Source organism: Delftia sp. ZNC0008 (assembly GCF_000799035.1).
Lineage (GTDB): Bacteria > Pseudomonadota > Gammaproteobacteria > Burkholderiales > Burkholderiaceae_C > Comamonas > Comamonas tsuruhatensis.
Map to the genome: position 1 here is coordinate 1 of NZ_JTKZ01000597.1, position 2,565 is coordinate 2,565.

The 2,565-nt window shown below is 69.8% G+C and carries 2 protein-coding genes and 1 pseudogene; all 3 read left to right on the forward strand.

Annotated elements, in window-relative coordinates:
- Positions 1 to 146 precede the first annotated feature (146 nt).
- The gene (locus L995_RS19700; RefSeq protein WP_016446227.1) at positions 147 to 884 is read left to right on the forward strand and encodes a c-type cytochrome; all 738 of its coding nucleotides are present in this window, start codon (positions 147 to 149) and stop codon (positions 882 to 884) included.
- A 17-nt stretch (positions 885 to 901) separates the two neighbouring features.
- Entirely contained in the window at positions 902 to 1,921 is a 1,020-nt protein-coding gene (locus L995_RS19705; protein ID WP_047473121.1) for a c-type cytochrome, read from the forward strand.
- 303 nt (positions 1,922 to 2,224) lie between these two features.
- Positions 2,225 to 2,565: pseudogene (locus L995_RS19710) on the forward strand (DUF2325 domain-containing protein); the annotation flags it as partial.

Sequence of the window (2,565 nt, forward strand, 5' to 3'; positions counted from 1 at the left end):
GCTGCGTATCGTGCCGACCTGGCTGGCCAGCCGCGCAGGCATTGCGCCGTGCGGGGGCAGCCGCAGGTATCCAGAACTGACCCTGTCCGCCGCTGCCGCGCACCTGCCGGCGCCCACGCATGGCAGGGCAACAGCCTCTTCCCACGATGAACCGCATGAACAAACAGACCCTGTCCCGGTCGTGCATCGCCATTGCTGTCGGCATCTGCATGCCGATGGGCGGCGCCTGGGCACAAGACACCTCCGCTGCGCAGGCGGCGGTGCAAGGCAACGCTGCCGCTGGCCAGAAGATCGCCCAGGCGGGCACGCCCCAGGGCGCGGCGGCCTGTGCCACCTGCCACGGCGCCAAGGGCGAGGGAATGGCGGGCTTTCCGGCCCTGGCCGGCCAGCACGCCGGCTATCTGGCGCGCCAGCTGCAGCACCTGGCCGACGGCAGCCGGCAGGCGCCCGTGATGGCGCCCATGGCCAAGGCCCTGTCGGCCCAGGACCGTGCCGACGTCTCGGCCTACTACGCCAGCCTGCCGCTGCCCATCCAGCCCGTGCGCGGCCCGCTGCCCAAGGGCAAGGACGATGACGGCGCCTGGCTGGTCGAGCGTGGCCGCTGGGCCGACGGCATTCCTGCCTGCGCCCAGTGCCATGGCCCTGGCGGCGTGGGCGTGGGAGCGGACTTCCCCGCCATCGGCCACCTGACGGCCGACTACATGCAAAGCCAGGTCGCCGCCTGGAACAAGGGCCAGCGCGAGGCCGGCCCCCTGGGCCTGATGGGCAAGATCGCCCGCAAGCTCACGCCCGAAGACATCCAGGCGGTGGCGTCCTACTACGCCCGCCTGCATGGCGCGGGCACAGCCACCGCAGCCACGGCCTCCGCGCCGGCCAAACCCTGATGGACCGGGAGCCGATCATGTCCGACACACCACGCAATCCCGCCCCCGGCAGTTCCAACACCGCCGAATACATCGTCGTTGCCTGCCTGTTCGCCGGTCTGGCGGGCACACTCGCCTATGGCATGTACGTCAGCCGTCCAGCCCGGCCCGACGTGCCGGTCAACGTGGCCGCCACACCCGCCACACTCGCCGCACCCGCTGCTGTCCCCGCAAAGCCCGATGCCCAGCCCGTTCAGGGGGCTGCCGACGGCGCAGCCTTCACGCCGCCCGGTGCCCGCGACATTCCGGACACGCCCATGGGCGAGTGGATCCGCCGTGGCGAGGCCATCTTCCTGCGCACGCCGGCCAACGCCGTGGGCTTTTCGGGCAACACCCTCAACTGCGTGAACTGCCACCTGGACGCAGGCCGGCTCAAGGGCGCCGCACCCATGTGGGGTGCCTACCCGCTGTATCCGGCCTACCGCAAGAAGACCAACCACGTGGACACCTTCGCCGAGCGCGTGCGCGGCTGCTTCATGTACAGCATGAACGGCAAGGCGCCCGACGACGGCCATGACATCCTTGTGGCGCTGGAGGCCTATGCCTACTGGATGGCGCAGAAGGCGCCCACGGGCGAGAAGCTGCCCGGCGCGGGTTTCACCAAGGTGGGCAAGGCCGCGCAGGAGCCCAGCTTCGAGCGCGGCGCCAAGGTCTACGAGGCCAAGTGCGCCCTGTGCCACGGCGCGCAGGGCCAGGGCCAGGAAGCGGGCGGCGTGACCGTGTTCCCGCCGCTGTGGGGCAAGCAGTCCTACAACTGGGGCGCGGGCACGCACGAAGTGGACAAGGCCGCCAGCTTCATCAAGGGCAACATGCCCTACGGCAACCCCACGCTGGATGACCAGGAGGCCTGGGACGTGGCCACCTACATCAACAGCATGGAGCGCCCCCAGGACCCGCGCTTCACCGACAACGTGGCCGACACGCGCAAGCAGTTCCACGACAACCCGTACTCGCTGTACGGCACCGAGGTCAACGGGCGGCTGCTCAAGGGGCTTTGAGCGGATCGGACAGGCAACGGCAGGCCGGGCGCAGGCCTGCGTTGCCGTACATGGCAGGGCGCTGACGGCCGCCCTGCAAGCGCATCTGCGCCGGTGCGGCCTTTGCACCAGGCGGCGTACGGTCATCGGTTTGACGGCCGGCATTTCATGATTTAATAAGAATCATTCTCACTGATTTGCCGACGCATCCGGCTTGCACCGCAGCACACCGCCTTGCCGGCAAGCCCGGCCCGTGCCGCACGCGGCCATGCGCACAGGCCTTCGCGCGACCGCCGCGCGATGCTCAGGTTTGCCGAGGAAACCATGACCCAGACCTTGGACGACATTCAGCAGCTGGCGCACGAGCACCAGGTGCTGCTGCGTGGCTACGGCCACGCCCAGTTGCGCAGCAGCGAGCTGCTGTGCCTTCAAGCCCAGGAAATAGAGAGGCTGCAAAGGCTGGTGATCCGCCAGCGCGCGGCCTTGATGGTCAAGGAAACCCAGCTGCTGTGGGCGCGCGAGGAGCGCGAGGCGCTGGAGAAGGCCATTCCCGGCCTCTCGCGCCGCGTCACGCTGGCGCGGCGTGTGGAGTCGCTGCTGGTGCGCGTGCAGGACCTGTTGCGCGAGCGCGCACGCTGGCAGCGCCAGTCGGCCGCGCCCCTGGC